Annotated in this window: 20 protein-coding genes and 2 pseudogenes; 6 read left to right on the top strand and 16 right to left on the bottom strand. The window is 72.9% G+C overall.

Annotated elements, in window-relative coordinates:
- The 14 genes from NX794_RS13095 to NX794_RS13035 all read right to left on the bottom strand — a co-directional run bounded on the left by NX794_RS13095 (window position 1) and on the right by NX794_RS13035 (window position 14,350).
- Entirely contained in the window at window positions 1-885 is an 885-nt protein-coding gene (locus NX794_RS13095) for an ABC transporter permease (RefSeq protein WP_258778653.1), read from the bottom strand.
- Entirely contained in the window at window positions 872-1,651 is a 780-nt protein-coding gene (locus NX794_RS13090; RefSeq protein ID WP_258778652.1) for an ABC transporter ATP-binding protein, read from the bottom strand. Before NX794_RS13090 ends, NX794_RS13095 begins: the two co-directional genes overlap by 14 nt.
- Before the next feature lie 36 nt (window positions 1,652-1,687).
- Window positions 1,688-2,791 (bottom strand): aliphatic sulfonate ABC transporter substrate-binding protein, encoded by a 1,104-nt coding sequence (locus NX794_RS13085; RefSeq protein ID WP_258778651.1) that lies wholly within the window; start codon window positions 2,789-2,791, stop codon window positions 1,688-1,690.
- Between the two features lie 234 nt (window positions 2,792-3,025).
- Entirely contained in the window at window positions 3,026-4,360 is a 1,335-nt protein-coding gene (locus NX794_RS13080) for a sulfate adenylyltransferase subunit 1 (RefSeq protein ID WP_258778650.1), read from the bottom strand.
- 2 nt (window positions 4,361-4,362) lie between these two features.
- On the bottom strand, window positions 4,363-5,298 hold the full coding sequence (gene cysD, locus NX794_RS13075) for a sulfate adenylyltransferase subunit CysD (protein ID WP_258778649.1): 936 nt from the start codon (window positions 5,296-5,298) through the stop codon (window positions 4,363-4,365).
- Window positions 5,295-5,861 (bottom strand): adenylyl-sulfate kinase, encoded by a 567-nt coding sequence (gene cysC, locus NX794_RS13070; RefSeq protein ID WP_258778648.1) that lies wholly within the window; start codon window positions 5,859-5,861, stop codon window positions 5,295-5,297. Before cysC ends, cysD begins: the two co-directional genes overlap by 4 nt.
- The gene (locus NX794_RS13065) at window positions 5,858-6,568 is read right to left on the bottom strand and encodes a phosphoadenylyl-sulfate reductase (protein WP_258778647.1); all 711 of its coding nucleotides are present in this window, start codon (window positions 6,566-6,568) and stop codon (window positions 5,858-5,860) included. The genes cysC and NX794_RS13065 overlap by 4 nt, the downstream gene beginning before the upstream one ends.
- Window positions 6,565-6,747 carry a hypothetical protein gene (locus tag NX794_RS13060; protein ID WP_258778646.1) on the bottom strand — a complete coding sequence of 61 codons (183 nt, stop codon included), beginning with the start codon at window positions 6,745-6,747 and terminating at the stop codon, window positions 6,565-6,567. The genes NX794_RS13065 and NX794_RS13060 overlap by 4 nt, the downstream gene beginning before the upstream one ends.
- Complete coding sequence (locus NX794_RS13055; RefSeq protein ID WP_258778645.1) at window positions 6,744-8,441, bottom strand: nitrite/sulfite reductase; 1,698 nt, start codon at window positions 8,439-8,441, stop codon at window positions 6,744-6,746. Before NX794_RS13055 ends, NX794_RS13060 begins: the two co-directional genes overlap by 4 nt.
- Before the next feature lie 115 nt (window positions 8,442-8,556).
- Window positions 8,557-8,640, bottom strand: coding sequence for a putative leader peptide (locus NX794_RS35890; protein ID WP_309486338.1), 84 nt, complete (start codon window positions 8,638-8,640; stop codon window positions 8,557-8,559).
- 127 nt (window positions 8,641-8,767) lie between these two features.
- Window positions 8,768-9,340 carry a GNAT family N-acetyltransferase gene (locus NX794_RS13050; RefSeq protein WP_258778644.1) on the bottom strand — a complete coding sequence of 191 codons (573 nt, stop codon included), beginning with the start codon at window positions 9,338-9,340 and terminating at the stop codon, window positions 8,768-8,770.
- Between the two features lie 60 nt (window positions 9,341-9,400).
- Window positions 9,401-10,717, bottom strand: coding sequence for a hypothetical protein (locus NX794_RS13045; protein ID WP_258778643.1), 1,317 nt, complete (start codon window positions 10,715-10,717; stop codon window positions 9,401-9,403).
- A gap of 136 nt (window positions 10,718-10,853) precedes the next feature.
- Window positions 10,854-12,131, bottom strand: coding sequence for a helix-turn-helix domain-containing protein (locus NX794_RS13040; protein ID WP_258778846.1), 1,278 nt, complete (start codon window positions 12,129-12,131; stop codon window positions 10,854-10,856).
- 581 nt (window positions 12,132-12,712) lie between these two features.
- On the bottom strand, window positions 12,713-14,350 hold the full coding sequence (locus tag NX794_RS13035; RefSeq protein ID WP_258778642.1) for an acyl-CoA dehydrogenase family protein: 1,638 nt from the start codon (window positions 14,348-14,350) through the stop codon (window positions 12,713-12,715).
- Between the two features lie 153 nt (window positions 14,351-14,503).
- Here NX794_RS13035 and NX794_RS13030 point away from each other — a divergent pair, with 153 nt between their 5' ends.
- Window positions 14,504-15,706: a YihY/virulence factor BrkB family protein gene (locus tag NX794_RS13030; protein ID WP_258778641.1), complete on the top strand. Its 1,203-nt coding sequence runs from the start codon at window positions 14,504-14,506 to the stop codon at window positions 15,704-15,706.
- Here NX794_RS13030 and NX794_RS13025 read toward each other — a convergent pair.
- Window positions 15,703-16,512, bottom strand: coding sequence for a DUF817 domain-containing protein (locus NX794_RS13025; protein ID WP_428985896.1), 810 nt, complete (start codon window positions 16,510-16,512; stop codon window positions 15,703-15,705). The genes NX794_RS13030 and NX794_RS13025 overlap by 4 nt on opposite strands.
- Before the next feature lie 85 nt (window positions 16,513-16,597).
- Window positions 16,598-17,229, bottom strand: a pseudogene (locus NX794_RS13020) (VOC family protein).
- 270 nt (window positions 17,230-17,499) lie between these two features.
- Here NX794_RS13020 and NX794_RS13015 point away from each other — a divergent pair.
- The 5 genes and pseudogenes from NX794_RS13015 (at window position 17,500) to NX794_RS12995 (ending at window position 21,835) form a co-directional block, all read left to right on the top strand.
- The gene (locus NX794_RS13015) at window positions 17,500-17,964 is read left to right on the top strand and encodes a membrane lipoprotein (protein WP_258778639.1); all 465 of its coding nucleotides are present in this window, start codon (window positions 17,500-17,502) and stop codon (window positions 17,962-17,964) included.
- A gap of 30 nt (window positions 17,965-17,994) precedes the next feature.
- Window positions 17,995-18,644 (top strand): annotated as a pseudogene (locus NX794_RS13010) (ThuA domain-containing protein).
- A 158-nt stretch (window positions 18,645-18,802) separates the two neighbouring features.
- Entirely contained in the window at window positions 18,803-19,666 is an 864-nt protein-coding gene (locus tag NX794_RS13005) for an isocitrate lyase/PEP mutase family protein (RefSeq protein WP_258778638.1), read from the top strand.
- Window positions 19,663-19,920 (top strand): hypothetical protein, encoded by a 258-nt coding sequence (locus NX794_RS13000; protein ID WP_258778637.1) that lies wholly within the window; start codon window positions 19,663-19,665, stop codon window positions 19,918-19,920. The genes NX794_RS13005 and NX794_RS13000 overlap by 4 nt, the downstream gene beginning before the upstream one ends.
- 367 nt (window positions 19,921-20,287) lie before the next feature.
- On the top strand, window positions 20,288-21,835 hold the full coding sequence (locus tag NX794_RS12995; protein ID WP_258778845.1) for a carboxylesterase/lipase family protein: 1,548 nt from the start codon (window positions 20,288-20,290) through the stop codon (window positions 21,833-21,835).
- Window positions 21,836-21,859: the final 24 nt, after the last annotated feature.

The raw sequence follows: 21,859 nt of genomic DNA, 5'->3' as shown, positions 1-21,859 counted from the left end.
TCAGCCCTTCACCAGCAGACCGCGGCTGCGCAGCACCCACCGCTCCAGCGGGCTGAAGATCAGCAGGTCGATGGCGATGCCGACGAACAGGATGAGCAGGATCGCCTCGAACACCATGGCCATGTCGCTGGCGGTGCGGGCGTTCTCCAGCAACTGGCCGAGCCCTACGCCCAGATCGGGGAAGGACGCGATGATCTCGGCGGCCATCAGCGAGCGCCAGGAGAACGCCCAGCCCTGCTTCAGGCCGGCCACATAGCCGGGCAGCGCCGCCGGCAGCGTGACGTGCCAGACGCCCCGGACGCCGGTCGCGCCCATCGTGCGGCCGGCGCGCAGGAACAGCGGCGGCACCTGGTCGACGCCCGAGACCAGGCCGTTGGCGATGGACGGCACCGCGCCGAGCAGGATCACCGCGTACATCATGGAGTTGTCCAGGCCCAGCCAGATCACGGCCGGCGGCACCCAGGCCACCGACGGCAGGGACTGGAGGCCGGACAGGATCGGGCCGATGGCCGCCCGCACGAACCTCACCCGGGCCACCAGCAGACCCAGCGGGGTGCCGATGAGCAGCGCGAAGGCGAAGCCCAGCAGACCGCGCGAGACGCTGGTCCAGATGTAGCCGAGCAGGTCGCCCTTGAGCCACGCCTCCCGGAACGCGTCGCCGACGGCCGCCGGGGAGGGCAGCTTGGTGGGATCGTCGACGACCGGGTAGAGCAGGGTCCAGGCGACCAGGACCACCGCGACCGCGATGACCGGCGGCAGCACCTTGCCGGTGAGCGTCTGCCGCAGCGACGGGCGGCCGGTGGCGCCGGTCTCCAGGGCGTCCAGGCCCGCCTCGACGCTCCCGGCGTCCTCGGCGGGTGCCTGCGTCGTCTCAGTGCTGGCCATGACGGCGGATCTCCCCACGCAGTACCTCGGTGATCTCGACGGACAGTTCCGCCACGGGCGCGTCCTCGATGCGGCGCGGCTGCGGGATGTCCACCGTCCACTCGCGGGCGATCCGGCCGGGCCGGGAGGACAGCAACACGACCCGCTGGGCGAGCCGTACCGCCTCGCGCACGTTGTGCGTGACGAACAGCACCGACAGGCCGGTCTCCTGCCAGATCCGGGTCAGCTCGTCGTGCAGCACGTCCCGGGTGATGGCGTCCAGCGCCGCGAACGGCTCGTCCATCAGCAGCAGGTTGCTCTCCTGGGCGAGCGCGCGGGCCAGCGCGACCCGCTGGCGCATCCCGCCGGACAGCTCGTGGACGCGCTTGCCGTACGCGCCCCTCAGCCGGACCAGTTCGAGCAGTTCCTCGGCCTTGCCGCGCCGGTCAGACTTGGGAACGCCCCTGAGTTTCAGGGCGAGTTCGATGTTCTTGCCCGCGGTCAGCCACGGGAAGAGGGCGTGCTCCTGGAACATCAGGGCGGGGCGGCCGTCCGTGCTGATGGACCCGGCGGTCGGCCGGTCCAGGCCCGCCACCAGGTTCAGCAGCGTGGACTTGCCGCAGCCCGAGGCTCCCAGGAGGGTGACGAACTCGCCCGGGGCGACGTCGATGCTGATGTCGTCCAGCACGAGCTGCCGGCCGCCCGGCCCGGTGAAGGACTTCGAGACGTGCTCAAGGCGTGCGGCGGACTCGACGCCCGCGTCGGCCTTGGCGAGGGTCGTGGCCATGGTCGTCACCTCCTGGGAACGGATCGGTCGGCGGGGTCAGTCGGTGCCGAGACCGGCCGCGTCGACCGGCTTGGCGCCCTCGGCCTTGAGGATCTTGTTCAGGGTGGTCAGGTCGTAGATCCCGGCCAGGTTCGGCTTGTCCAGCAGACCGGCCTTGACCGCGTGCTCGGCCTCGGTGTTCAGGGTGGCGGCCAGCGGGTCGTCGGTGAACTGGATCGACTTCCACGCCGGGTCCAGCACGTCCGCGGGCAGCGCCTTGCCGGAGTCGGTCTCCAGCTGCTTGTTGGCGGCGGCCTTCGCCTCGCCCGGGTTGGCGTTGATCCACTTGTTGGACTCGACGGCGGCCTTCAGGACGGCCTCGACCGCCTTCGGGTGCTCCTTGAGGAAGGCCTGCCGCACGATGATGTTCGTGATCACGAACTTCTTGTCCGGCCACAGCGAGGACTCGTCCAGCAGCACCTTGCCGCCCTCGGCGACCAGCTTCGACGCGGTCGGCTCCGGCACCCAGGCGCCGTCGATCGAACCGGACTTGTAGGCGTCCGGCGTGATCTTGTTGTCGGTGCGGACGACCGTGACGTCACCCTTGCCGCTCTGCGCGTCGACCTTCCAGCCCTGCTCGGCCGCCCAGTTGAGGAAGGCCACGTCCTGCGTGTTGCCGAGCTGGGGCGTGGCGATCTTCTTGCCCTTGACGTCCTTCAGCGACGTGATCTTCTTCGGATTCACGACCAGCTTCACGCCGCCGGATGCCGAACCGCCGATGATCTTCAGGGACTTGCCGGCGGACTTGGTGTAGCCGTTGATCGCCGGGGACGGGCCGATCCAGCCGATGTCGATGGAGCCGGAGTTGAGCGCCTCGATCTCCGACGGCCCGGCGTTGAAGGTCGCGGTCTTGACCTCGGTGGCGCCCAACTGCTTCTGGAAGAAGCCCTTCTGCACGCCCACCAGCGCGGTGCCGTGGGTGAGGTTGGGGAAGTACCCGATCTTGACGGTGTCGAGGCCGTCGACCTTCTTCGCCCCGGCGGCGACCTTGGTGGTGTCGTCCTTCTTCGAGTCCGACCCGTAGCCGCAGGCGGCCAGGGTGAGCAGGGGCAGCGCGGCTATCACCGCGAGGGTGCGGCGGACGGCGGTTGTTGCAGGCACGGGAGGTGTTCCTCTCGGAGGCCCGGCGGTCACGGTCTCTCAGGTCGTGGCCGGGAGGTCGGCACAGGTCTTCGTCGCTTCCGGGACGACAACGGGTGGGGGGACAGGGCGCGCGAGCGGTGCGCGTACGTCAGCGCACACATCGCGCCACCCCGCCCTCTCCGCTGCCGAGGGCCCCGCTGCCGACGCGGCCGCCCTCCTTCGCGAACGTCGAGTAGAAGTCGGTGTCCATGCTCAGAAGTCCCAGCCCTCGTCGTCGGCCCGGTCCGTGACCGGCTCGGGGGAGGCGAACGACTCGCCGACCATGCCCGCGGTGAGCGTGGTGCCGTCGCTCGGGTCGATCAGGATGAAGGAGCCGGTGCGGCGCGAGTCGGCGTAGGAGTCGACGGGCAGCGGCTCGGCGGTGCGGATCTTCACCCGGCCGATGTCGTTGGCGACCAGCCGCCCCGGGTGCGGGTGCAGGGACAGGTCGTCCAGCGTGAGCCGGGACGGGATGTCCTTCACGATCGCCTTGACCGTGCGGGTGCCGTGCTTGAGCAGCACCCGGTGGCCGACGGTCAGTGGCGCGTCGGCCACATGGCAGACGGTCGCCTCCACGTCCCGCGTGGTGGGCGGCGCGTCCTTCGTCGGCACGATGAGGTCGCCGCGCGAGACGTCGATGTCGTCCTCCAGCAGGACCGTCACCGACTGCGTCGTCCACGCCACGTCCACCGGCTCGCCCAGCAGGTCGATGCCGGAGATCCGGGTCGTCCGGCCGGACGGCAGCACGGTGACCGGCTCGCCGACCCGGAAGGTGCCGGCCGCGATCTGGCCCGCGTAGCCCCGGTAGTCCGGGTGCTCGGCGGACTGCGGCCGGATCACGTACTGCACCGGCAGCCGGGCGTGGCAGTGCGCCAGGTCGTGGCTGACCGGCACGGTCTCCAGGTGCTCCAGCACCGTCGGACCGCCGTACCAGTCCATGTTCGCCGAGGGCTCCACCACGTTGTCGCCGGCCAGCGCCGAGATCGGGATCGCGGTGACCTCCGGGACGCCCAGCTCGGTCGCGTACGCCGTGAACTCCTCGGCGATCGCCGCGAACACCGGCTCCCCGTACCCGACGAGGTCCATCTTGTTGACGGCGAGGACCACGTGCGGGACGCGCAGCAGGGCCGCGATGGCCGCGTGCCGGCGGGTCTGCTCGACCACGCCGTTGCGGGCGTCCACCAAGACCACCGTCAGCTCGGCCGTCGAGGCACCGGTCACCATGTTGCGGGTGTACTGCACATGGCCGGGCGTGTCGGCGAGGATGAACCGGCGCCGGGGCGTGGCGAAGTACCGGTACGCCACGTCGATCGTGATGCCCTGCTCCCGCTCGGCGCGCAGCCCGTCGGTGAGCAGCGCGAGGTCGGGGGCGTTCTGCCCGCGGCTCGCCGAGACCCGCTCGACGGCCTCCAGCTGGTCGGCGAGGACCGACTTGGAGTCGTGCAGCAGCCGCCCCACCAGGGTGGACTTGCCGTCGTCGACGGAGCCGGCGGTGGCGAACCGCAGCAGCGTGGTGGCCGAGAGCGCCTCGGTCGTGATCGTGCTCATGGCTAGAAGTACCCCTCGCGCTTGCGGTCTTCCATCGCGGCCTCGGAGAGCTTGTCGTCGGCCCGGGTCGCGCCCCGCTCGGTGAGCCGGGAGGCGGCGATCTCGGCGATCACCGCGTCCAGCGTCGTCGCGTCGGAGTCGACGGCACCGGTGCAGGACATGTCCCCGACGGTCCGGTAGCGCACCAGCCGCCGCTCCACGCTCTCGCTCTCCCGGGGCCCGCCCCACTCGCCGGCGGTCAGCCACATGCCGGCTCGCCGGAACACCTCGCGCTCGTGGGCGAAGTAGATGTCGGGCAGCTCGATGCCCTCCCGGGCGATGTACTGCCACACGTCCAGCTCGGTCCAGTTGCTGAGCGGGAAGACCCGGACGTGCTCGCCGGGCGCGTGCCGGCCGTTGTACAGGTTCCACAGCTCGGGGCGCTGGCGGCGCGGGTCCCACTGGGAGAACTCGTCGCGCAGCGAGAACACCCGCTCCTTGGCGCGGGCCTTCTCCTCGTCCCGCCGCCCGCCGCCGAACACCGCGTCGAACCGCTCGGCCTGGATCTTCTCCGTCAGCGGCAGCGTCTGGAGCGGGTTGCGGGTGCCGTCGGGACGTTCCTTGAGCACCCCCCGGTCGATGTAGTCCTGCACGGAGGCCACGTGCAGCCGCAGCCCGTGCCGCCCGACCGCGCGGTCCCGGTACTCCAGCACCTCCGGGAAGTTGTGCCCGGTGTCCACGTGCAGCAGCGCGAAGGGGACCGCCGCCGGGGCGAACGCCTTCAGCGCCAGGTGCAGCATGACGATGGAGTCCTTGCCGCCGGAGAACAGGATCACCGGGTTCTCGAACTCGCCCGCCACCTCGCGGAAGATGTGCACCGCCTCGGACTCCAGCGCGTCCAGGTGCGAGAGCGCGTACGGGCTGTCCGTGCCGTCCGCGGCCTTGGCGGTCGCCGTCATGCCAGTCCCCTCTCGCTCAGCAGGGCGTGCACCGAGTCCGCGGACTCCCGCACGCTCTGGTGCTGCGACTCGATGCGCAGGTCGGGTGTCTCGGGCTCCTCGTACGGGTCGTCGACCCCGGTCAGCCCGGTCAGCTCGCCCGCGGCCTGCCGGGCGTACAGCCCCTTCACGTCCCGGACGCTGCACACCTCGACCGGCGTCGCCACATGGATCTCCAGGTACGGCGTGCCGTGCTCGGCGTGCCGCTCGCGCACCGCCTCCCGGCTGTCCGCGTACGGCGCGATCACCGGCACCAGCGCCGTCACGCCGTTGCGGGCGAGCAGTTCGGCGACGAAGCCGATGCGCCGCACGTTGGTGTGCCGGTCCGCCCGGGAGAAGCCCAGGCCCGCGGAGAGGAACTCGCGGATCTCGTCGCCGTCGAGCACCTCGGTCCGGCGGCCCGCCGCGCGCAGCCGGTCCGCCAGCTCGTACGCGATGGTGGTCTTGCCGGCGCTCGGCAGACCCGTGAGCCAGACGGTGGCTCCGGTCGTCACGTGGTTCTCCTGTAGGTGGTCGGTCGTCATCCGTGCAGCCCGCACTCGGTCTTGGCGCGGCCCGCCCAGCGGCCGGCGCGCGCGTCCTCGCCCTCCAGCACCCGGCGGGTGCAGGGGGCGCAGCCGACGGAGCCGTAGCCGTCCGTCAGCAACGGGTTGGTGAGCACGCCGTGTTCGGCGACGTAGGCGTCCACGTCGTCCTGGGTCCAGCGGGCGATGGGGGAGACCTTGACCTTCCGCCGCCGCTCGTCCCAGCCGACGACCGGGGTGCCCGCCCGGGTCGGGGACTCGTCGCGGCGCAGTCCGGTCGCCCAGGCCCGGTAGCCCTTCAGACCCTCCTCCAGGGGCTTGACCTTGCGCAGCGCGCAGCACAGGTCGGGGTCCCGGTCGTGCAGCCGCGGGCCGTACTCGGCGTCCTGTTCGGCGACCGTTTGCCGGGGCGTGAGCGTGATGACGTTGACGTCCATCACCGCTTCCACGGCGTCGCGGGTGCCGATGGTCTCCGGGAAGTGGTAGCCGGTGTCGAGGAACACCACGTCGACGCCCTCGCGCACCCGGGCGGCGAGGTGGGCCACCACGGCGTCCTCCATGGAGGAGGTGACGCAGAACTCCGCGCCGAAGGTGTCCATCGCCCACCGGAGGATCTCCAGCGCGGAGGCGTCCTCCAGGTCCCGGCCCGCCTGCTCGGCGAGCCGCCTCAACTCCTCGCTGTCGCACTCCTGCTGAGTCGCCGTCATGCCGGACCGTCCCCTCCGTCGTCGGCTCGCTGAAGGCCCCGGGCGAGCAGCCCGAGGAACTTCAGCTGGAAGGCGCGGTTGCACGCCGCGCATTCCCAGGCGCCGTGGCCCTGCTCGCTCGGCCTGAGGTCCTCGTCGCCGCAGTAGGGGCAGTAGAAGGGTGCCGCGCGCTCGCTCACGACAGCGCCTCCTCGGAGGCCCGGGTGGTCCAGGTCGCGAACCGCTCGCCGTCCTCACGCTCGTCCTGGTACCGCTTGAGGACCCGCTCCACGTAGTCGGGCAGCTCCTCCGAGGTGACCTTCAGACCGCGCACCTTGCGGCCGAAGCCCGCCTCCAGGCCGAGCGCGCCGCCCAGGTGCACCTGGAAGCCCTCGACCTGGTTGCCGTCCTTATCCATCACCAGCTGGCCCTTGAGACCGATGTCCGCGACCTGGATCCGGGCGCAGGCGTTCGGGCAGCCGTTGATGTTGATGGTGATCGGCTCGTCGAAGTCCGGGACACGGCGCTCCAGTTCGTCGATCAGCGAGATGCCGCGTGCCTTCGTCTCGACGATCGCGAGCTTGCAGTACTCGATGCCGGTGCAGGCCATGGTGCCGCGCCGGAACGGGGACGGGGTGACCGTGAGGTCCAGCGACTCCAGGCCGGCCACCAGCGACTCGACCTGGGCCTCCTCGACGTCCAGCACGATCATCTTCTGCTCGACGGTGGTACGGACCCGGCCGGACCCGTGCGCCTCGGCCACCTCGGCGATCTTCGCCAGGGTGGTGCCGTCCACCCGGCCGACGCGCGGCGCGAAACCGACGTAGAAGCGGCCGTCGCGCTGCCGGTGCACACCGACGTGGTCGCGCCAGCGCTCCACCGGCTGCGCGGGCGCCGGTCCGTCGACCAGCTTCCGCTTCAGGTACTCGTCCTCCAGCACCTGCCGGAACCTCTCCGCGCCCCAGTCGGCGACCAGGAACTTCAGCCGGGCCCGGGTGCGCAGCCGCCGGTAGCCGTGGTCGCGGAAGATGCCGATGACACCCTCGTAGACGTCCGCGACCTCGTCCAGCGGCACCCAGGCGCCGAGCCGGACGCCGATCTTGGGGTTGGTGGACAGGCCGCCGCCCACCCACAGGTCGAAGCCGGGGCCGTGCTCCGGGTGCTCGACGCCCACGAACGCGATGTCGTTGATCTCGTGCGCCACGTCCAGCAGCGGCGAGCCGGAGACCGCGGACTTGAACTTGCGGGGCAGGTTCGAGAAGTCGGGGTTGCCGATGACGCGCCGGTGGATCTCGTCGACGGCCGGGGTGCCGTCGATGATCTCGTCCTCGGCGATACCGGCGACGGGGGAGCCGAGGATCACGCGGGGCGTGTCACCGCAGGCCTCGGTGGTGGACAGGCCGACCGCCTCAAGGCGCTCCCAGATCGCGGGCACGTCCTCGATCCGGATCCAGTGCAGCTGGATGTTCTGCCGGTCGGTGATGTCGGCGGTGCCGCGCGCGAACTCCTGCGAGATCTCGCCGATCACCCGCAGCTGGCGGGTCGTCAGCCGGCCCCCGTCGATGCGGACGCGCAGCATGAAGTACTTGTCGTCCAGCTCCTCCGGCTCCAGGATCGCGGTCTTGCCGCCGTCGATCCCGGGCCGGCGCTGGGTGTAGAGGCCCCACCAGCGCATCCGGCCACGCAGGTCGTTCGGGTCGATCGAGTCGAAACCGCGCTTCGAGTAGATCGTCTCAATGCGTGTCCGCACATTGAGACCGTCGTCGTCCTTCTTGAACTGCTCGTTGCCGTTGAGCGGGGTGAAGTGCCCCGCGGCCCACTGACCCTCGCCGCGGTGCCGACTCACCTTGCGACGGGGCGCGGAGGCGGCGGGATTCTGTGGGGTGGCGGCCATGGTTCTACGTCCTTCGGGGCAGGCGGAAAGCTGCTCTGACCTGGGCATACGTCGGCATGCGGGCGGGCGTGCGCAAGAGCGGCGCGGGTGCGGGGAGAAGGGTGGTGCTGACGGGTCAGCTCGCCGGACAGATGGCGCTGGACATGCGGCCGAGGTCGACGTGCCGCCGACTCACCAAGGCGATTCCAGTTCCGGACATGACGGAAGCGTGGCACGGCGATCTGGACACAGTCCAGCTTCGTCCGTCATCCGGACATTCGTGTCCCACTATGTGGAACAGGGGTGGTGTCGCTCACACGTGCCGCGCGAGGGCTTGTCCCGGCAGGTCAGACCGGGTATGCGCCGGGCCACGGACCCGGGGCCGGGGTGTCCGGCTCCAGCTCGACCTTGGTGTCGAACAGCGCGAAGCCGCGCCGCTGGTAATTGGCCATCGCGAACGCGCCGTCCTTGCTGCACGTGTGCAGCCATACCCGCTTGGTCGGCGTCCGTCCCGGCAGGCGCTCGGCCAGATCCCAGGCGCGGGCCGTGCCGTACGCCAGCAGGTGGCCGCCGATCCGCCGGCCCCGGAAGGCCGGGAGCAGCCCGAAGTAGACGATCTCGACCGCGCCCTCGTCCTGCGCCTCCAGCTCCACGTAGCCGGCCGGGGTCCCGCGGTCGTAGGCCACCCAGGTCTCCACGCCGGGCCGGTCCAGATGCTCCAGCCAGCGTGCGTGCGTCCAGCCCAGCCGGTCGGTCCAGCGGATGTCGCCGCCGACCGAGGCGTACAGGAACCGGCTGAACTCGGGCGAGGGGACCTCGGCGCGGACGATCCGGACGTCGCCCTCGGGCGCGGCGGCGGCCAGGAGGTCGGCCGGTGACGTCTGCTCCAGGGACCAGGTGGTGACGTGGACGCTGCTCATGCGGGCCAGGGAACCATCCCGCCGCCGGATCTGTCGATCGGCCCGGTCACCCGGGCGGGGTCACCGCACCGAGCGGTCCAGGCGGGCCAGCGGCAGGGTGAAGAGCATCCGGTCCGACAGGGACCACACCTCGCCCCTCTCCTGCCAGTAGGAGAGGGAGCCCGCTCCCTCGGCCCAGCAGCGGTGCGTGCCGTCCGCCCCGCAGTGCGCGGCCCGCGCCTCCTTGCCGTCCAGCCGCCACAGGGCGCCGTGCCCGTCCCGCGAGCCGGGCAGTCGTCCCACATACCAGGACGGCCCGAGGGAGAGCACCCCGCGGATGCCGGATGCCCCGGTCCGGTAGGCCCGCACCGCGTCCGCCCGGCCCGCCGGGTCCGTGGCGAGCAGTCCGCCGCGCGCCGGGTCGGAGCTGAACGCGTACCGCCACAGCCGCGCCTTGCGGTCGCTGCCCGGCTCCGTCCACTCCGCGGCGACCAGGCTGTCGGGCGCCGTGCTCCGGTCCAGGGCGAGCGCACCGGGACAGGGCGGCCCGGACGCCGTACACCGACCGGAGGCGAAGCGGTACGAGCCGACCTCCGGCAGCACGAACCGGTAGCCGTCGGCGGACCAGCCGCCGGGCACCCGGCCGATCGCCGAGCCGTCGGCCGTGGTGCGCTGGATGCGGTCGAGGTCGAAGACGTGCAGCGCCTCGGAGCCGCCGGTGTCCGTGCTGACCAGCAGCTTGTCCTGGTACCAGACCATCCCGGAGATCCCGGAGGTCAGCCCCCGGTAGTCCCGGCCGCCGTCGACCGGCACCACCAGCAGCACCCAGCGGTAGGAGAGGTGGTCCGGGTCGTCGGCGTCCGTGAAGGCGACCCGGGCGAGACCGCGCTCGGCGGAGCGCCCGGCGGCGGTGGTGTGACGCCAGCCGGCCAGCACGACCCGGTGCTGCCCCCAGGCGCCGTCGTCGTCGGCGTCACCCGAGGTGGTCACCGCGGCAGGCCGCCAGGCGGTGGACCCGGCGTCGGCCCGGTCCCAGCAGTAGGCCCGGGTGGTGTCGGGGGTGGTGGGCAGCGTGGCGCGGTCACCGGCCGGGCAGCCGGCGCCCTCGCCCATCGTGCGGTCCGTGCTCGCCAGGACGGCGTCCACGCCCACCGGGCGGCCCATCGCGGCGGAGAGCCGGTCCAGGGTGGCCGCCGGCGCGAGCTGCTCGCGCAGTCCGAGCGGGCGGGTGTCCGCCGGGGAGGACAGCGGTTTGAGCGCCCCCGGGCCCTTGGCGACGTCCGCCTGGGACACGCTGATCAGGGTGGCCGCCGCGGTGAGCGCCAGCGCGGTCCCGGTCAGGGCCGCGCGCAGCGCCGCGCCCCGGCGGCGCCTGCGGTGTCTGCCGCGATGTCTCATGTCTCCTCCCGAGTGGGCCAACTGCGCCTGATGGTCGTCGCGTTGACCGAGGAGCAGGTGGGGAGGCCCGGGAGGGATGCTACGGCAGTAACGGGCCGCGTAGGGCGAAGACCCCGCAAATACGCGGAAGACACACTCATGGGACCGCTCCCGCCGCCGCGCGCCGGCGTGCCAGGGCCGGAGCCGTCGACTGGGGCAGCAGGTCACGCGGGTCGTCCGGGAGTACCACCTCGACCTCCGCGTTCTCGTGGAAGCGATAGGGCCGATGCCGCAGAACATCCCCCAGATACCGCCGGATACGTGACATCTCCGCGCGTACGGTGACCGTCCTGGACGGATCGCCGAACAGATCCTCCGCCAGGCCCGCCGCCCCTCGCCCGGACGGGTGTTCGGCGAGCAGGTACAGCAACTCCGCGTGCCGTGGACTCAGTTCCCGGGACCAGGAACCGGCCGGGCTCTCGACGGTCAGTTCACACCGGCCCGGCCGGGCCAGGTCCAGCACGACCCGGGAGCCCGCGCCGGCCGGCACGTCGTCCTCGGCCCGCAGCAGCCAGCCTCCGGCCAGCGGCTCCACCGCGCACGAACCGGGCACCGGCAGCCACCGGCGGCCCGGGGACAGCGACTTGGGCAGCGCGACCCGCCGCACGTACGGCATCCCCGACACCGCCACCGTCCAGCCGTCCCGGTCCACCACCAGCGCCCGCCCGTCCAGCCGGGCCAGCACCGGCGCCGCCACCGCCCGCAGCCGGTCGAGCGAGGCCGCGTGCAGCTCCCGCAGCCGCGCCTCGGCCAGCTTGGCCACCGACTCCACCCAGGCCAGCGTGGCCGGATGCATGGTCTCCAGCGGCCCGCTGACGTCCACGACACCGAGCAGCCGCCCGTCCCGGGGGTCGGTGATCGGGGCGCCGGTGCACGTCCACGAGGTCTGCGAGCGGACGAAGTGCTCACCGCCGAACACCTGCACGGGCCGCCGTACGACCGCCGGGGTGCCCACGCCGTTGGTGCCGACGACGTCCTCCCGCCAGTCGGCCCCGAGTTGGAACCCGAGGCCGTCCGCCTTGCGCAGCACCGGCCGTGATCCCTCCCGCCACAGCACGCGCCCCTCGGCGTCCGCGACGACCATGATGTGGTGCGCGACGTCCGCGACCGAAAGCAGACCCTCGCGCAGCACCGGCAGCACCTGCCGCAGCGGCGACCGCGCCCGCCGGTACCGGACTTCGTCCTCCGACAGCACCCCCGACCTGCGGTCCCGCTCCGGGTCGAGACCGCTGCGCAGCATCCGCTCCCAGGACTGTCCGATCACCGGCCGGGGCGCGATCCGCGCACGTCGCCCGGCGAGCGTGGCCTCGCGCACCTCGCTGAGCACCCGCGCCGCCTGTGCCGCGTCCACGGCGGCCAGACGCGCCACGTTCATCGGCGGGTTCACCAGGGGGGTCCTTCCGGGAGGGGGCTTCGGACTCACACGTCAAGCCGTCCCGACGGCGGTTTCCGGTCCGGCTGCGCCCCCCATACTGCCGGTCCGGGCAGGCCGGAGGCACCCACTCCGCACACGGGCACCGCCGAGTTGCAACCCCTTGCAACCCTGGTGATCCGCCGTGCGGCGGCAGAGACTTGACCGTGGCGTCACTCCCGGGTGGCGTCAGCGGCCCCCAAGGCCCAAGGCGCGAGTGGTGCCGTGTCGGCGCGGCACCACTCCCGCCGGTACCCGCGCCGGCTCGCGGTGCGGAGCGCCGGACGCGTTGCGCCCACTACCGGCTTCGGAGCGCGCGCTCGGTCCACCACTGGCTTCAGACGGCCGGGGCGCTGTGCCCACCACCGGCTCCAGAGCGCGGGGCGTTCTCTGCCTACCACCGGCTTCGGAGTGCCGGGCGCGCTCGGTTTACCAGTGGCTTCAGACGGCCGGGGTGCTGTGCCCACCATCGGCTCCAGAGCGCGGGGCGTTCTCTGCCTACCACCGGCTTCGGAGTGCCGGGCGCGCTCGGTCCACCACCGGCTTCAGACCGTTGGCCGCGCTCGGTCCACCACCGGCTTCAGGTCCAAGCCCGCCGGCAGCGTGCCGAAGGTCGCCCCGTGGTCGCCGCCCAGCCGGGAGGCGCAGAAGGCGTCCGCGACCTCCGGGGGTGCGTGCCGGACCAGCAGGGAGCCCTGGAGAACCAGCGCCAGGCGCTCGGCCAGGCGGCGGGCGCGCGTCTCGATGCCGTCGAGATCGGCGAGTTCGGCGAACAGGTCCTTCACGGCACGGTCCAGGCGGTGGTCGCCGCCGTGCGCCCGGCCGATCTCCGTGAGACAGGCGTCCAGCGCGGCCGGCTCCCGCCGCAACGCCCGCAGCGCGTCGAGCGCCTGGACGTTGCCGGCGCCCTCCCAGACGGAGTTCAGCGGCGACTCGCGCACCAGCCGGGGGAGCCCGGACTCCTCGACGTACCCGTTGCCGCCCAGGCACTCGGCGGCCTCGACGACGAGCGGCGCGCACCGCTTGGTGATCCAGAACTTCGCCACCGGCACCGCGAGCCGCAGGAAGGCCCGCTCCCGCTCGCCGCCGTCGTCGTAGGCGGCGGCGAGCCGCAGCGCGAGGGCCGTCGCGGCCTCGGACTCCAGCGCCAGGTCGGCGAGCACGTTGCGCATCAGCGGCTTGTCGGCCAGTTTCCCGCCGAACGCCTCGCGGTAGGTGGCGTGGTGGACCGCCTGCGCGACCGCCTGCCGCATCAGCCCAGCGGAACCGAGCGCGCAGTCCAGCCGGGTCGCGGAGACCATGCCGATGATGGTCCGCACCCCGCGCCCCTCCTCGCCGACCCAGCGCGCCCAGGTGCCGTCGAACTCGACCTCGGCGGAGGCGTTGGACCGGTTGCCCAGCTTGTCCTTCAGCCGCTGGAGGCGGAAGACGTTCCGGGTGCCGTCGGCCAGCACCCGGGGCACCAGGAAGCAGGTGAGCCCGCCGGGGGCCTGCGCCAGCACCAGGAAGCCGTCCGACATGGGTGCCGAGCAGAACCACTTGTGCCCGGTCAGCGCATAGGTGCCCGCCTCGGCCAGCGGCAGCGCCTCGGTGGTGTTGGCGCGGACGTCGCTGCCGCCCTGCTTCTCGGTCATGCCCATCCCGAACACCGCCCCGGGCTTCTGCCCCGGGGGCCGCAGCGCCCGGTCGTAGACCGTGGACGTCAGCCGCGGCTCCCACTCGGCGGCCAGCTCCGGATCGGCGCGCAGCGCGGGCACGGCCGCGTGGGTCATCGACAGCGGACAGCAGTTGCCCGCCTCGACCTGCGTCCACACCAGGAATCCGGCGGCCCGGCGCACATGCCCGGACGGCCGGGTCCAGGCGCCGGTCAGGCCCGCCGAGACACCCTTGCCGAGCAGCCGGTGCCAGGCCGGATGGAAGTCGACCTCGTCGATCCGGTGGCCGTAGCGGTCGTGGGTGCGCAGCCGGGGCGGGTTCTCGTCCGCCTGGTCCGCCCACTCCTGGAGCTGGGCGGAGCCGGCCGCCCGGCCGAGCGCGGACAGCTCGCCGCGCACCTCGTCCAGCTCGTCCGGCCCGGTGTACCGCTCGACCGCGTCGACGAGCGCCCGGTCCGCCGCGAACACGTCGTATCCGGACAGCGGGGGCGGCTGGTTCGTCACGGAGTGGGTGGGGGTGCCTGCCATGATGCGAACCTACCCGGGACGGCGGCGGTGATGGCCTCCAGAGTGGCACAGCGCCCCCGGTGAGCGCCCCCAGCCGGGGCGGTCCGGGCTCCGGCGGGCGGGTGCCCGCCCCGAAAGGTGAGGGGTGCCCGGTGCTGCGGATACCTTTGGGTCGTGCAGGCAGCAAGTGAATCCCCCCATCGGCCCTCCGGGCGACTCCACCGGGCCAGAGCCCTCTACCGGAACGTCTCCAAACGCAGGACGGCCTGGCTTCTGCTGAAGGACACCGTCAACTCCTGCATGGAGTACCGCATCCTGGGGCTGGCGGCCGAGGCGGCGTTCTTCACGCTGCTGTCCGTGCCGCCCCTGCTGCTGAGCCTGATCGGCCTGCTCGGCTACGTCGACGACTGGACGGGCGCCGACACCATCCACAGCCTGGAGACCAACCTGCTGGAGGCGTCCCGCACGGTCCTGTCCGACCGGGGCGTCAAGGAGATCGCCGAGCCGATCCTGCACGACGTGATGCGGGGCGGCCGGCCCGACGTCATCTCCATCGGCTTCCTGTTCGCCCTGTGGTCCGGCTCGCGCGCGGTGAACGTCTTCATCGACACGATCACCGTGATGTACGGCCTCGACGGCGTCCGGGGCATCGTCAAGACCCGGGTGATGTCGTTCCTGCTGTTCATCGTGGCCCTGCTGATCGGCTCGGTCGCGCTGCCGCTGATGGTGGCCGGTCCGGACGCGGTGGTCCGGGTCGTGCCCTGGTCGGAGACGGTCGTCCAGGTCCTGTACTGGCCGGTCGTGATCGTGCTGTCCATCGCCTTCCTGACGACGCTCTACCACGTCTCGGTGCCGGTGCGCTCACCGTGGATCGAGGACGTGCCGGGCGCGCTGGTGGCCCTCGCCATGTGGGTGCTGGGCAGCTTCCTGCTGCGCATCTACCTCACCCACACCATCGAGGGCGCCACGATCTACGGCTCGCTGGCCGCCGCCGTCGCCGTACTGCTGTGGATCGGGGTGTCCGCGTTCGCCGTGCTCGTCGGCGCGGCGGTGAACGCCGCGATCGACCGGGTCTGGCCCGCCGCCGCGACGGCCGCCGCCCGCGAGGCCAACGACCGGGTCCGCGAGGCACAGGTCGCCGAGTACGTCGCCTGGGCCGCTGCCGCCGCCCGCGAGTCCGGCCCCGACGACCCCGATGACCCGGACATGCCGTCGGAGTTCCCGGAACGCTGGTCCCGCTTCCTGCCCCCGGAGGACGTGACGGCCCGGCTGCGCACCCACGGCAGACCGCCGGCCCACCCGCACAAGGCGAACGGCGGCGGGCCGGGACCCGGCGCCGGTCCGGGCCGGGGCGAGGGGCCGGGGGAGCGGGGTTAGGGCCGTACGGCCGGCGGGCCGGGGCGGCCGGTGCCGGGCGCCGGCCGGGCCGTCGCGAGGTGTTCCACCAGGACGAACGTGACGCTGATCAGCAGTGACCAGGCGCCGAACTTGGTCAGCGGTACCGGCTGCCAGCCGGTGAGCTGCTGCGGGTAGCTCCAGGCGCCGGCCCAGGTGGCGGCGTTCTCGGCGACCCAGAGGAAGAAGCCGATCAGCACGAAGGAGACCGCCAGGGGCATGCGGTAGCGGTGGGCGCCGACGCTGAAGCCGACCCAGGTGCCGGCGGTCGCGGCGATCATCGCCAGCGCCAGCGGCCAGCGCAGGTCCGGCATCCAGTGATGGGTGAAGAAGTTGACGTAGACGGCGGCGGCGACCGTGGTCGTGGCGGCGGCGCGGTAGCGGGTGAACCGCAGCCGGAACAGCCGTCTGGCCCGGCAGACGTAGCTCGCGACCGCCGCGTACATGAAGCCGCCGTACAGCGGCACCCCGCCGATCTTGGTGAGCGCGTCCTCCGGGTAGCTCCAGGAGCCGAGGCGGACCTTGACCAGTTCGAACAGCAGACCGAGCACATGGCAGACGGCGATGACGGCGGTGTCCCGCCGGGTCTCCCAGCCGGCCCTGCGGGCGACGAGCGTGAGCAGCACCCCGTACAGGAGCACCAGGTCGTAGCGGGCCACCGGCAGCGGGGGCAGCAGCCGGGAGCCGGCGATGCCCGCGAGCAGGGCCACGGCGAAGGCGCAGCACCGGACCTGTAGCAGCCCGAACCGCACCAGTTGGTTCACGGCATGACGGACACTCCTCGGCATACGACGCCACCCCCTCCTTCACGCGCCGGCGAGGGTCCCGATCCTAGGGGTGGGATTGAACGCGTTCAAATACCCCGTGCGGGAGTCAGTGGAAGGTCACCGGTCCGTTCGGCGTCTCCAGGGTGAAGGAGAGGGCGGCCGGGCCCGGCGCCAGGCGCAGTCCGGTGTCCAGGGCGGCCAGGGGAGCGCGCACCTCCGCCGGGTCGGGCAGCGTGGCCGACACCTCCAGGAGGGCGGTGTACGGCAGACCGGAGGCGGCGGGGTGCGGGGAGCCGCCCCAGTCGATGAGGAACGGGACGAGACCGGAGGGGTGGGCGTGACCGGTGCCGGTCAGCCGCCAGCGCAGCAGGGTGCCGTCCGGGGTACGGCGGCTCATCGGCCGCGCCGGGCCCGGATCGTGGCCCCGCGCGCGGGCCGGCGCGATCGCCGCGTCCAGGTCGGGGGGACTGATCGCCCAGGTCACCGTGCGCGGCCCGGTCAGCAGGTCGACGCCGAACGGCCGCGGCCCCTTCGGCGGGGGCTGCTCGGGGTCCGGGCCGATGATCTCCAGGTAGCTCCGGCCGCCCAGGGCCACCAGGTGGTTGCGTGTCCCAAGCCCAGGTGCGCCCCACCGGGTGCGGGGCAGACGCCGGTGCGACGGGTGAACTCGGCGACGGTCGCGGCCAAGTCGGGGGTGGTGAGGACGAGATGGTCGAGCAGCGGCGGAACGGGCCTCATTCCGCGCGGGAGGTTACGCGAAAGGGGCGCGGGTGCGATACGGCCGTGCGACACGATGGACCCATGATCCGGACCCGCCGTGCGCCGCCGCTGCTCCTGCTGTCCTGCGTCCTGCTGTTGGCGGGTTGCGGCACGGAGTGGGCGGACACCGGTGCCGGGGCACCGTCGGTGTCGGCGGTCGCGTCATCGGCGCCGGGGGCCGAGTCGTCGGCGTCAGGGGCCACGCCCTCGGCGCCAGGGGCCGCGTCGGCACCCTCGGGGGATGCGGGGTTGTCCACGCCGACGCCCTCGACCGCCGCGCCCGGCAGGGCCGAACTGGAGAGCCGCATCAGGGCCTTGGGGATCGCGCCCGAGCTGGTCCGGGTCACTCACGCGCCCGGCTTCACACCGGCCCAGCAGTCCGTCGGGGCCAACGGGGACGACGGCTTCTCCGTGGCGTACCGGGCCGAGGACGGAGCCGTGCCGCACCGCTACGCCGACCGTCCCGCCTTCGCCGGACACCACGCCCACCAGGTGACGCGGGGCGACTGCGTGGTGTGGCTCAGCGGCGAGCACGTGTCCGACGGCATCCTCCGCGCGGCGCTCGCCGCCGTCCACCGCCCCTCGACCGCCGAACCGGCCGCCCTGCTGCCCTCGTCCGCCCCCGCCGCCGTCCCCACCGGCCCGGTGCGGCGCGGGGACCTCCCCGCCCAGGGGGACGGGGAACCGGACAACCGTGTGCGCGTGCGCGGTTGACCACGCGGCCGCCCGGGACACTGGCGCACCATGACACCACGACTGCTGATCCACACCCGCACCGCCGACTACCGGCACGACTCGATCCCCGAGGCCGTCGAAGCCCTGTGCGGACTACGGGAGTTCACCGTCGAGCACACCGAGGACCCGGCTGCCCTGGAGCGTTCCCTCGACGGTTTCGCGGCCGTCGTCCTCCTCTCCACCAGCGGAGAGGTGCTGACCCCGGCCGGACGGGAGCGGCTCGCGGCGTACGTCGAGGGCGGCGGGGGCTTCGCCGGCGTGCACGCGGCGGCCTGCGCCGAGTACGGGTGGCCGTACTACGGCGAACTGCTCGGCGCCCGCTTCGACCGGCACCCCGAGTTCCAGCCGGGTACGGCCCTCGTGGCGGACCCGGACCATCCCGCCACCCGGCATCTGCCGGCCGCCTGGCACGTCACCGGCGAGTGGTACGACTTCCGGTCCCCCCCCGCGCGCGGGTGCGGGTGCTGCTGCGGGCCGACGAGACGACGTACCGGGGCGGCACGATGGGAGCCGACCGCCCCCTCGCCCGGTGCCGCCGACAGGGAACCGGACGGGTGTTCTCCACGGCCCTCGGACACGCGACAGCGGCCTACCGCGACCCGGACTTCCTAGCCCACCTCGCCGGCGGCACCGGCTGGGCCGCCGGGCACCGCATGTGACGTTTCTGCGGTGAAACCGCTCCGCCATTGGAGTGAGTAAAGCTGGCGTAGTAGGCAGGTCACGTGCGTATCTAGTGTTGCTCTTGTCTTGGCAAAGGGCGTCGAGACGCGGTGGCCCCCTCCGGCCCCGCGCCACCCACCCACAGAGGAGCCGGACCTTGTCCTACGGTAAAAAGCTGCGCGAGCGCATCGCCGGGCCCGGGACCACACCACTGATCGGCGTGTACGACATGTACTCGGCGTCGATCGCGGCCAAGCACTACGACGGGATGTTCGTCTCGGGCTTCGGCTTCGCGGCCTCGTACTACGGGCTGCCGGACATCGGATTCATCGCCTGGCCCGACATGGTGGCCTTCGTCCAGCGGCTGCGCGGCGCGTTCCCGCACCACCACCTGCTGGTCGACATCGACGACGGCTATGTGGACCCCGAGGTCGCCTGCCACGTCGTCGAGGGACTGGAGCGCATCGGCGCCTCGGGCGTGATCCTGGAGGACCAGAAGCGACCCCGCCGCTGCGGCCACGCCGACGGCAAGCAGGTGCTGCCGCTTGAGGAGTACCTGGAGAAGCTGGACAAGGTCCTGGAGACCCGTACGGACCTGGTGGTCGTCGCCCGCACCGACGCCACGGACGAGCACGACATCCTGCACCGCGCCGAGCGGCTGGCGGCGACGGACGCGGACGTCGTGCTGGTCGACGGGGTGCGCAGCGTCGAGTGGATCCGGCGCATCCGCGAGGTCGTCGGCAGCAAGCCGCTGCTGTTCAACCAGATCGCCGGCGGCAAGTCCCCCCGCCTCTCCCTCGGGGAACTGTCCGACCTCGGCGTCGACGTGGCCATCTACAGCACCCCGTGCCTGTTCGCCGCGCACCAGGCGATGGACAGCGCGCTCTTCGGCCTGAAGGCGGCCGACGGCCGGCTGCCGGAGGTGGACCCGGCGAGCGGCGTCGGCGTCGCGACCTCCACCAGCCTGCTGGAGCGCAACATCGCCCGCGAACGGCGCACCCCCGAGGGCGTGGGCGTGTGACCGCTGCCCTGCCCCGGCTCGCGCTGGCGACAGCGTCCGCCGCGGCGGTCCTCGGCGCGGTCGCCGGGCCGGCGGCGGCGTCGGGGAGCCTGATCACGGTGATCGACAACTCCTCCGCCGACTCCATCCTGGAGGTCGACCGCGCGGCCAACCTCCAGACCGGCAGCGGCACGGCGGGCAGTGACCACGACGGCAGCGCCGTGGACGTGGTCGAGGCGCTCGTCGGGTCCGAGAACCGGAACGACGAGGACTGACCGACCGGCGACGGAACGGGCGGACGGTACGACGGCCGGGCATCCCCTACGGGAGCTGCCCGGCCGTTCTCGTCCACCTCCACACCCTCGAAACGATCTCGTGCCACGGAGCGTCACCATCAAGCCCCTGAACGGGCGCGTCTTTAGGGCCCTTTCCTCGTGACCTCCGCCAACCGGTATCCGCACGGGAGTAGTTCGCCGAGCAGAGGCACCCTGTGACACCACGTAGCCGAGGTCCACCGAACGGCCCCGTACGAGCCGCGTGCGCGGGAATACCTCCACGCACTGTGCTGCTCTGGTGGGAACGGCGCGTCGGCGCGGCGAGAACCGCGCGCGGGCGCGCGAACGCGGCGAAGGGCTGGTGGCGATGACGGCAGACCAGACGGGCCCCGTGGTCGGAACGCCCCACGGGGCCGTACGCGGCCGGTACGAGCAGGGCGTCGCGGTGTTCCGGGGCATCCCCTACGGCGCACCGCCCTTCGGACCCCGGCGGTTCCGTCCGCCCGCGCCGCCCGAGCCCTGGGAGGGAGTGCGGGACGCGGGCGCGTTCGGACCGACCGCGCCGAAACCGCCGTACTCCGAGGCGTTCGCCCACTACCTGTCCGACCCGGAGATCCCCGGGGACGACTGCCTCAACCTCAACGTCTGGACCCCCGAGCCGGGACCCGGCGCCCGCCTCCCGGTCCTGCTCTGGCTGCACGGCGGCGCCCTGACCAGGGGCTCCTCGGCCATGCCGGTGTACGACGGCGGTTCCTTCGCGCGCGACGGGGTGGTCTGCGTCTCGGTCAACTACCGGCTGGGTGTCGAGGGCTACGGACTGTTCCCGGACGCGCCCGCCAACCCGGGCCTGCGGGACCAGCTCGCCGCGCTGCGCTGGGTGCACGAGTCCATCGCCGCGTTCGGAGGTGACCCGGACCGCATCACCCTGGGCGGGCAGTCGGCGGGCGCGATCAGCGTCGGCGCCCTGCTCGCCGCGCCGCAGTCACAGGGGCTGGTCCGGCGGGCGGTGCTCCAGAGCGGCGCGCCGGAGGCCTCGGACCGGGACAAGGTGCGGCGCGTGGTGCGCCGGATGGCCGCCCGGCTGCGGATCCCGGCCACGGCGGAGGCCTTCGCGGCCGTCGACCGGGACCTGCTGCTGAGCGCCCAGGCCGAGGTGGGCCGGTTCAGCAGCCCGGTGCTGGGCGGACCCGCGTTCGGGATCGTCGTCGACGGCGACCTCGTGCCCCGCGACCCGCTGGCGGCGCTCCGGTCCGGCGAGGCCGCTGCCGACGTGAACCTGCTGATGGGCTGGACCCGGGACGAGTACCGGCTGTGGCTGGTGCCCGGCGGGCTGCTGGAGCGCGTCGACCGGCTCGGTCCGGTCGCGCTGGCCGGCGCCATGGCCCGCTGCCACGCCGGCCACGAGGTGCCGCGCGGCTACCGGCTGCTGCGTCCCGACGCGGGCGCCGCCGAGATCGTCGGCCAGATGGTCACCGACCACCTGCTGCGTCTCCCGCTGCACCGCCTGGCCGACGCCCGGCCCGGCACCAGCCACCTCTACGAGTTCGCCTGGCCCTCGAACCTGCCCGGCCTCGGCGCCTGTCACGCCCTGGAACTGGGCTTCGTCTTCGACACCGGGGACGTGCCCGAGTCCCGCCTCCTCGCCGGCGAGGGCGCCCCGCAGGAGCTGTCCGACGCCCTGCACGGCGCCTGGGTCCGCTTCGCGACCACGGGCGACCCCGGCTGGGAACCCTGGGACGCCACCCACCCGGTCCGCGTCTTCGGCACCGCCCCACCCCACACCACCCCCGGCCCCCGAGACGCCGACCTCTCCCTCTGGACCACCCCCCACCCCACCAGCCCCGTAAGGGGCGCGGGGAACGGCGCGAGCAACCCCGAACAACCCGCACATGCCCACGGCGGGAAGGCCCCATAAGGGGCGCGGGGAACTGCGCGAACG

Origin of the sequence: Streptomyces pyxinicus (assembly GCF_024753135.1) — a bacterium.
Lineage (GTDB): Bacteria > Actinomycetota > Actinomycetes > Streptomycetales > Streptomycetaceae > Streptomyces > Streptomyces pyxinicus.
The sequence above is the reverse complement of the archived record's forward strand: the minus strand, read 5'-3'. Positions and strand labels throughout refer to the sequence as shown.

What these genes read in the sequence shown, in the direction of transcription:
- NX794_RS35890 (WP_309486338.1), bottom strand. Translation starts at nt 8,640, where the DNA reads ATGTCCGGAACTGGAATCGCCTTGGTGAGTCGGCGGCACGTCGACCTC.
- NX794_RS13045 (WP_258778643.1), bottom strand. Translation starts at nt 10,717, where the DNA reads ATGAGACATCGCGGCAGACACCGCAGGCGCCGCCGGGGCGCGGCGCTG.
- NX794_RS13065 (WP_258778647.1), bottom strand. Translation starts at nt 6,568, where the DNA reads ATGACGGCGACTCAGCAGGAGTGCGACAGCGAGGAGTTGAGGCGGCTC.
- NX794_RS13025 (WP_428985896.1), bottom strand. Translation starts at nt 16,512, where the DNA reads ATGCCGAGGAGTGTCCGTCATGCCGTGAACCAACTGGTGCGGTTCGGG.
- NX794_RS13095 (WP_258778653.1), bottom strand. Translation starts at nt 885, where the DNA reads ATGGCCAGCACTGAGACGACGCAGGCACCCGCCGAGGACGCCGGGAGC.
- NX794_RS12995 (WP_258778845.1), top strand. Translation starts at nt 20,288, where the DNA reads ATGACGGCAGACCAGACGGGCCCCGTGGTCGGAACGCCCCACGGGGCC.
- NX794_RS13040 (WP_258778846.1), bottom strand. Translation starts at nt 12,131, where the DNA reads ATGAACGTGGCGCGTCTGGCCGCCGTGGACGCGGCACAGGCGGCGCGG.
- NX794_RS13090 (WP_258778652.1), bottom strand. Translation starts at nt 1,651, where the DNA reads ATGGCCACGACCCTCGCCAAGGCCGACGCGGGCGTCGAGTCCGCCGCA.
- NX794_RS13055 (WP_258778645.1), bottom strand. Translation starts at nt 8,441, where the DNA reads ATGGCCGCCACCCCACAGAATCCCGCCGCCTCCGCGCCCCGTCGCAAG.
- cysD (WP_258778649.1), bottom strand. Translation starts at nt 5,298, where the DNA reads ATGACGGCGACCGCCAAGGCCGCGGACGGCACGGACAGCCCGTACGCG.
- NX794_RS13050 (WP_258778644.1), bottom strand. Translation starts at nt 9,340, where the DNA reads ATGAGCAGCGTCCACGTCACCACCTGGTCCCTGGAGCAGACGTCACCG.
- cysC (WP_258778648.1), bottom strand. Translation starts at nt 5,861, where the DNA reads ATGACGACCGACCACCTACAGGAGAACCACGTGACGACCGGAGCCACC.
- NX794_RS13080 (WP_258778650.1), bottom strand. Translation starts at nt 4,360, where the DNA reads ATGAGCACGATCACGACCGAGGCGCTCTCGGCCACCACGCTGCTGCGG.
- NX794_RS13035 (WP_258778642.1), bottom strand. Translation starts at nt 14,350, where the DNA reads ATGGCAGGCACCCCCACCCACTCCGTGACGAACCAGCCGCCCCCGCTG.